This window comes from Paenalicyclobacillus cellulosilyticus, from assembly GCF_014647315.1.
GTDB lineage: Bacteria > Bacillota > Bacilli > Alicyclobacillales > Alicyclobacillaceae > Alicyclobacillus_J > Alicyclobacillus_J cellulosilyticus.
In genome coordinates, this window is record NZ_BMOY01000065.1 from 1 (window position 1) to 6,814 (window position 6,814).

The window sequence follows — 6,814 nt, forward strand, 5'->3', positions numbered from 1 at the left end:
TGCGGCGGTGTCGCCTGCGCGCGCCGCCCTGTTGTGCCCGCCCGCCGCAGCCGCGGCGCGGCTCGCGTCCGGCGCCCCGGCGGACCTCTCCGCAGCTTGCGCCAGCATGGTGTCGTACGCTTGCCGCCGTTCCGGGTGGACGAGGATGCGGTACGCTTCCGTCAGATAGCTGAACACCTCAGCGGCGTGCTTAGACGCATTCCGGTCCGGGTGCCATGCAGCCGCCAAGGCGCGATACGCGCGCTTGATGGCCGCCGCATCCGCGTCCCGCGGCACGCCAAGCACCTCGTAGTAGGTGAGCTGCAACGGCTGCCGGCAACGGCCGCAATATGCTTTGGCCAGCGCACGCTTGCTCAACAACACCCGGTTGCCTGTCCGGCAGTGCGGGCATGCGCGAATCTCCGTACGCTGCTCCACGCGACCACCTTCCATCCCGGGTCATGGCACACCCTCACGTCTCTGCGGAGCCGCCCTCCGTGCGGTGCGGCTCATCCGCCGCAGCGGCTTCGCCGTGTTCACCCTCCGCCGCTGCCACCGCCGACGGAGAACGCACCCCGCTCGGCGTCTTTGCGGGCGGTGCCAGGAAGCCGCCCGCAACAGGCTGTGCGTTGGGAGCGGCCTCGCTGTCCGCCGCGGCACCTTCCGGCACCCCAGCCGATGCCGCCTCTGCCGGTGCCGCCTCTCCCGGTCCGTGCGCCATGGGCTGGCTTTGTGCGTCGTTTGCCGCAGGCGCCGGCTGCGGGCGCGCGCCCTCCGCACCGGCCAAGACGCGCAGGTTGTACAAAATGAGCAATCCGCCCAAGACGATGACGAAAACCAAGAAGGCGATGATGAAGGTCACGTCGCTCACCTCCCGGATACCGCGGTGCCGGATGCCACCAACCGGTCCGCGCGCCGCGTTGCGCTCCCGGGTCCGGCGGCACCTGACCGCCGGCCGCAGGAGCGGTGTTCAAACCATCCGTAAAGCGGGCGTCATCCTGTACCTCGGTTCACGGGGTCCGTATCAATGCCAAACCAGCCGTTCTTCAATCGGCTTGCGAAGCCAGGAGCTTGCGCGCCTCGGTTTCGGGAAGCTGCGGCACCTGCCGCGGCGGACGCTGCCGGTCGGGCGGCAGCACGCGCCGCAGAAAGAACGAAAGGACGAACGCGATCCCGCACAAGACCACGGAGAACAGGAAGGAATCGTTGATGCCCTGGATGGTGGCCTGCACGTTGGCGAGCCCGTACAAGAGCTGGATGGTCGCGGCGTGCCCCGTCTGCAGCGGAACACCGAGCTTGAACGCCAGCGCATGGCTCAGTTGGGTGACGGTTTGCACCAAGTTCGGGTTGGCCAGGGACACCGTGTTTCCGTACTGAGCCAGGTGATACGAAGCCCGCGTCGACATGATGGAGACCATGATGGCCGTCCCGAGGGAAGCCGCCACCGTCCGCGCGGTGTTGGCCGCCGCGGTACCATGGCTGTTCAGCGCCCGTGGGAGCTGATTCAATCCGGCCGTCATCACCGTCATCATGATGAACGACATCCCGAACATCCGCAAGGTGTACAGCCACATCACATGCCCGTACGTGGTGCTGTCGGTCAAATTGGCGAACTCCCACGTGGTGACGATGGTGACCGCCAAGCCGAACAGCACCAGCGGCCGCGGTCCGATGCGGTCGAACAAGGCGCCCGCGACGGGGGACATGATGCCTATCAGGATGGACCCGGGCATGAGCAACAGACCGGCCTCGAGCGGCGTGTAGCCCCGGATGTTTTGAATGTAAATCGGCAGCAGGATCATGGCGCCGAACATCGCCATGTTGACCACACAGCTCACGATGGTCGACAGGGTGAACATCGGGTAGCGGAACACCTCAAGCCGCAACAGCGGCTCTTTCGCCGTCACCTCGCGCAGGATGAACAGGATCAGAAACACCACGCCGACGAGGAGCGACGTCACCACTTCCGAATCATGCCAACCCTTGCTGCCCGCTTTGCTGAAGCCGTACAACAGCGCGCCGAAACCGACCACCGACGTGACCAACCCCAGCCAGTCGGCCCGGGGGGACGTCCGATCCGTCGCGTTGCGCAAATAGAACACCGCCAACACGATGTCGATCACGGCAATCGGAATGACAATCCAAAACAGGAGCCGCCACGAGTAGTCCTCGACAATCCAGCCCGAGATGGTGGGGCCAAGCGCCGGCGCGAAGATCATCGCGATGCCGATGACGCCCATCGACCGGCCGCGCGTCTCGGGCGGGAACAGGTTCAGGGCCACGGTCATCAACAGCGGCATGATGACGCCCGTACCCACCGCCTGGATGATGCGGCCAATCAGCAGCACCGAAAACGTCGGCGCGATGCTGCAGATGAACGAACCCACCGTGAAGGACACCATGGACGAGATGAACAACTGCCGCGTCGTGAACGTCCCGATGAGATACGCCGACAGCGGGATGAGGACGCCGTTGGTCAACATGTACGCCGTCGACAGCCACTGAATGGTGTCGGCGTTCTCGTTGAACGCGGTCATCAGGTGCGGGATGGCCACGTTGAGCAACGTCTGATTGAGAATGGTGACGAAGGCGCCGAGCAGCAGGACCACCATGTTGGGGACCACGTGGAGCTCTTGCCGCCCGGAAGTGTTGCGGCGCGCCTTGGCCGGTATGTCACGAGCCGTCACCCGTCACCACCCCTCACCGATGGATCCGGACCGTCGCGCTCATGCCCGGCACCAGTCCGATTCCTTGATCCCCCTGCAGGCTGATGATGACCGGAATGACCTGGGTCACCTTGGTGAAGTTGGCGGTGTCGTTGTTCTGCGGCAACAACGAGAACGTGGCCGCGGTGGCGAGACCGATTTGGCTCACCGTGCCCTTGAGGGTGATGCCGGGGTACGCGTCGACCGTGACATCGACGTCCTGGCCCACTTTCACGTCGCTGATCTCCGTCTCCTTGATGTTCGCGGTCACCCACAGGTGGTTCAGGTCGTACGCGTAGGCGAGCGGCGTGCCCGGCGCCACGAACTCATTGTTCACCGCGGAGTTCAACACAATGGTGCCGTCTTGCGGCATCGCCACCGGGACGAGCTTGCCGCCGCCCACATCGATGTCGCCCACCGCCTGACCGGCGTTGAAGTGTGCGCCAAGCGCGCCCTTCCAATGCACCAGCTTGCCGGCCGCCGGCGCGTCGATGGCAATCTGCTGCCCGCTGACCTGAGCGTTGTCCGTGCTCAGATACATCGTCGACTGGTTGTACAGGTAGTAGCCGACGAATCCCACGACGATGATGACGAGGATGATGAGGATGTTGACCACCAACAAGCGTCTCGCATTCACGTCCGCCCATGCCTCCCGTCGCGCAATTATTTTAGTGACATAATCATCACGGACGGTGTTCATTATATACCGCAACCGGGCCGGAACACAATGCCGTGGATCGCGGCGGGCCAGCCCGCGCTCCCCTTGACAAACGTACCCCCCGCGTGCGCAAATATTCGTGGATGTCAGGATCCAAAGGAGGAACCAGGATGGCAGGCGGCCTGCTCGGCACCGACGTGGTGACGCAGATTGGCATCATCGTCCGCGACATTGAGAAGACGTCGCAAGCGTTCGCAGACTTTTTCGGCGTCGAGAAACCCAAGTGGTTTCTGACCGACACCATCGACAAGACGCAGGCCACCTACCGGGGTGAGCCGTGCTACGGGCGCGCCAAGCTGGCGTTCTTCAAACTTGGCAACCTCGACATCGAGCTCATCGAGCCGGATGAACACCCGAGCACATGGCGGGAATTTTTAGACCAGCACGGGGAGGGCGTGCACCACATCGCCTTCGTGATCCAAGGCATGCAGGAGAAGATCACCCTGCTTGCCGGCCGGGACATGCCCCTGGTGCAAAAAGGCGAGTACACCGGCGGCCGGTACGCCTACATCGACACCGTGCCCCAGCTGAAGGTGGCGATTGAGCTGCTGGAGAACGACTGAACGGCGCCGCCGCGACCGGGCGCAGGACAGCGCCGGGCGCAGGTCAGCACCGGCCGGTACCGGGCTTCCCGGGCCGGCCGGCGTGTTCTCTGCACGCGTGTTGCGCCTGTGTGGCCTCAGTGGGCCGCGCCCGCGGCTTCCCGCTGTCCGTAATACGCCCCGGGCCCGTGCTTGCGCTGGTAGTGCTTGTCGAGCAGCGACTGCCCGATGGGCTCGACCCGCGGGTTGAGCATCATGGTGTGATAGGCGAACTTCGCCGCCTCTTCGAGCACGATGGCGTTGCGCAAGGCATCGAGGGCGTCCTTGCCCCAGCAGAACGGCGCGTGCTGACGCACCAACACCGCCGGAACGGCCAGCGGATCGCGCTGGCGGAACGCCTCGGCGATCACCTTGCCCGTCTCCAGTTCGTAGTGGCCGCTGATCTCCTCTTCCGTGAGCGCGCGCGTGCACGGCACCTCGCCGTAGAAGTGATCGGCGTGCGTCGTGCCCAGCGGCGGGATGGGGCGGCCGGCCTGAGCGAAGATGGTGGCCCATGGCGAATGGACGTGCACAATGCCGCCAATCCCCCGGAACGACCGGTACAAGTACACGTGCGTCGGCGTGTCGGACGACGGGTTCAGCCGTCCCTCCACCACGCGCCCGTCGAGATCGACCACCACGAGGTCGTCGATGGTCAATCGTTCGTACGGCACGCCGCTCGGCTTGATGACGACGAGCCCCGTTTCCGCGTCGAGGCCGCTGACATTCCCCCATGTCAACTTGACCAAGCCCAAGCCCGGCAGCTGGCGGTTGGCTTCGAGCACCTGCTGTTTCACTTCCTGCAGCGACATCTGCCTCGTCTCCCCTTTCACGCATCGCAATCTTCATGCTAGAGGAAATCGCGGCTGTGCGCAACGCGGCGCGCAAGTAGCGCACAGGCGTCCCGTCCGTCAGCCGCCGGCGCACGCCGCTTGGTCAAGCGCGCGCCGACGCCTCCGGGCTGCCGCGGACGACAAACGCGTCCTTGACCAGATACCAGGTCTGCGGCGACTCGTTGGGCAACACCCACATGCTCACGCCGCGCAGGCGGTAGTCGGCCACCAACCTCAGTTTGACCACCGCCGACAGGGCATCCTCAAACCACACCTCGTGCACAGTGCCCTCCTCCTCATACCGGTAACGCGGCGCCGCCGCGGCCGCATCCCAGCCGACAGGCGCCCGTTCGACGATGGCGAGGTTCTGGGCCGTGTTGTTGGACACCTTCGCCGCTCGTCCTGCGTCCGGATAGGGCAGGGGCCAATCGTAGCCATAGAGGCTGATGCCCATCAGCACCTTGCCCGGCGGGATGAGGCGCGTCACATCGTCGACGGCGTCCCGCACCTTTGGATACGGCGCGATGGGGTTGGGCGGTCCTCCCACCCATCCCCACTCGTACGTGCGCAGCTCGACAAAGTCGGCAATCCGCCCGAGCGCCCGGTAATCGTATGCCCGCCCATCGTCACCGGCCGCGGCGGGACCGGCCGCGGCACCCGCCCGCGGCGGCAGCGAAACCGCGAGGCGAAAGCCACGGCCGCGCAACGCGGCGGCGAGATCGGCGATGAACGAGGTGTACAGGTCGCGATCGGCTGGAAAAAGACCCTCCCAGTCGGCCATCACACCCCCGAACCGGCGCGTTTGCACGAGCCCGACGACCTGTTCCACCACCCGCTGCCGCAAAGGAGGACGGGTGAGTACCATGTGCGCCAGTTCGCGGTTGAAGCGGTTGCCGTCGAAGTTGGTGAGGGTCAACAGCGGCACCATGCCCTGCCGCAGGGCCGCTTGGCGCGCTTCTTCGTCGCGCCGCGGCAGAACGGTACCGTCTGCCCGCACGGTGTAACTGAAGACCGACAGGTACGTCACCGACGTGACGTCGTGCAAAAGACGCGCGTCGCTCGGGGAGCCGGTGGGCAACAGGTAGGCGTTGACCTCGATGGGGTAGCGGCTCGCCACGCGTTGCGGCACATAGACGACTTCCCCGGCCCGCCACGCCGGCACCGCGCCTTCCGGCACGCCGAGCCAGTACGCAAGGCGCCTTTCGTCGACGCCGATGCGCCGCGCCACCGCCGCCAGGTCATCGCCGGGGCGCACGGCGTACGGCGCAGCCAACAGCGGCGGGCCAGGGTACAACAGGTGCAGCCCGGGCGGGAGGACCTCGCCGGTGCGATCCAGTTCATTCAAACGAAAGATCTCCTCCGCCGTCGTGCCGATCCGCTCGGCGACCGCGCGGACCCGGTCTCCTGCCCGGGTGGTGTACATCCACATGGTCAACACCCTTTCTCGCGCTGGGATGGCCTTCTGCCATCCGTATGGCCGGCGCGGGCAGTTGGTGCGCGACCACAGGGCTTGGGTCCGCCGCCCCTGCTCCGCTATACTGGGGACGAGCCCCCGCGAGGGGCGGCAGGAGACGGAGGTCTGTCATGGCACAGCCGTATATCGCGGAATACAAAGTCGGGAAAGCTGTGTACTGGATCACGGAGGAAGGATTTGTCGACAACATCAACCCGCGGATCCCCGGCGTGGCCATCACGTACCCGTGGGATGAGATTTACGCCTCCCTGGAATTTGAGCAGGAGCGGGATCCGGTGACCGGGCTCGTGCAACCGGTCCTGCGCTGGATGCGGGTGTACCTCAAAGGCGGGCAGATGATTGCGCAGATGCACATTCCGGACAACCTGCGGCCGGCGATGCTGCGGTTCTACGAGCTGTTCAAGGAGACGCAGGCGCGGGTCACCGGCAAGACGCGCCACCGCTGACGGCGGCGGTCGCACGGCCCGCGCCGCGGCGCTTCACCCGGTCCGCCGCCGGCGCCGCTTTGCGCGCGCCTGCTTGCG

General features: G+C 65.7%; 8 protein-coding genes. 2 read left to right on the forward strand and 6 right to left on the reverse strand.

Features of this window, described 5'->3' with window-relative positions:
- From IEX97_RS12580 to IEX97_RS12595, 4 genes are all read right to left on the reverse strand, one after another.
- Positions 1 to 417 (reverse strand): DnaJ domain-containing protein (locus tag IEX97_RS12580; protein WP_373289458.1); only part of this gene is annotated, 417 nt, incomplete at its 3' end.
- Positions 418 to 451: 34 nt separating this feature from the next.
- Positions 452 to 841 carry a hypothetical protein gene (locus IEX97_RS12585; RefSeq protein ID WP_188883456.1) on the reverse strand — a complete coding sequence of 130 codons (390 nt, stop codon included), beginning with the start codon at positions 839 to 841 and terminating at the stop codon, positions 452 to 454.
- Positions 842 to 1,025: 184 nt separating this feature from the next.
- Positions 1,026 to 2,666, reverse strand: a complete 1,641-nt coding sequence (locus IEX97_RS12590; protein WP_229776901.1) for a DHA2 family efflux MFS transporter permease subunit — start codon at positions 2,664 to 2,666, stop codon at positions 1,026 to 1,028.
- Between the two features lie 13 nt (positions 2,667 to 2,679).
- Positions 2,680 to 3,321, reverse strand: a complete 642-nt coding sequence (locus IEX97_RS12595; protein WP_188883457.1) for an HlyD family secretion protein — start codon at positions 3,319 to 3,321, stop codon at positions 2,680 to 2,682.
- 191 nt (positions 3,322 to 3,512) lie between these two features.
- Here IEX97_RS12595 and IEX97_RS12600 point away from each other — a divergent pair, with 191 nt between their 5' ends.
- On the forward strand, positions 3,513 to 3,965 hold the full coding sequence (locus IEX97_RS12600) for a VOC family protein (protein ID WP_188883458.1): 453 nt from the start codon (positions 3,513 to 3,515) through the stop codon (positions 3,963 to 3,965).
- A gap of 116 nt (positions 3,966 to 4,081) precedes the next feature.
- On the opposite strand, the gene IEX97_RS12605 is transcribed toward IEX97_RS12600, so the two are convergent.
- Positions 4,082 to 4,795 carry an L-ribulose-5-phosphate 4-epimerase gene (locus IEX97_RS12605; protein ID WP_308426210.1) on the reverse strand — a complete coding sequence of 238 codons (714 nt, stop codon included), beginning with the start codon at positions 4,793 to 4,795 and terminating at the stop codon, positions 4,082 to 4,084.
- 124 nt (positions 4,796 to 4,919) lie between these two features.
- Complete coding sequence (locus tag IEX97_RS12610) at positions 4,920 to 6,245, reverse strand: glycosyl hydrolase family 18 protein (RefSeq protein WP_229776903.1); 1,326 nt, start codon at positions 6,243 to 6,245, stop codon at positions 4,920 to 4,922.
- A 155-nt stretch (positions 6,246 to 6,400) separates the two neighbouring features.
- Between IEX97_RS12610 and IEX97_RS12615 the strand changes: the two genes are divergently transcribed.
- Positions 6,401 to 6,736: a hypothetical protein gene (locus IEX97_RS12615; protein ID WP_188883460.1), complete on the forward strand. Its 336-nt coding sequence runs from the start codon at positions 6,401 to 6,403 to the stop codon at positions 6,734 to 6,736.
- The last annotated feature ends 78 nt before the right edge of the window (positions 6,737 to 6,814 follow it).